Genomic DNA, 395 nt, shown 5'->3' on the forward strand with positions numbered 1-395 from the left:
TGGGGAGAAACCCAAGGAACGGGCGGAGATGGCACCCTGAAGGAGACCGGCTTCCCAGTTATTGAGAACAAAGTGTGCAACCGTCCGGCCTACCTAAACAACCGAGTGAAGGACCACGAGATGTGTGCAGGAAACATAGAGGGAGGAACTGATAGCTGTCAGGGTGACAGTGGAGGACCTCTTGTATGCTTTGCTCAGAACACATTCATTCTCCAGGGAGTAACATCATGGGGTCTCGGCTGTGCCAATGCAATGAAACCTGGCGTGTACGCTCGAGTATCCAAGTTCGTTGACTGGATCGAACGAGAGATGAAGAAAACGTATTAATCAAAGTCCGAAATGCAAATTAAAAAACGTCTTTGCTAAAAATCTAAATTAGCAGGTTTCTGTTTCTG

1 protein-coding gene is annotated in these 395 nt (G+C 47.6%); it reads left to right on the forward strand.

Features of this window, described 5'->3' with window-relative positions:
• A partial coding sequence (locus tag GFJ41_RS21190; protein WP_170076036.1) for a serine protease occupies positions 1–327 on the forward strand: 327 nt, incomplete at its 5' end.
• Between the last annotated feature and the right edge of the window lie 68 nt (positions 328–395).

It is taken from the genome of Paraclostridium dentum (genome assembly GCF_012922555.1).
In the GTDB taxonomy this organism is placed as follows: domain Bacteria; phylum Bacillota; class Clostridia; order Peptostreptococcales; family Peptostreptococcaceae; genus Paraclostridium; species Paraclostridium dentum.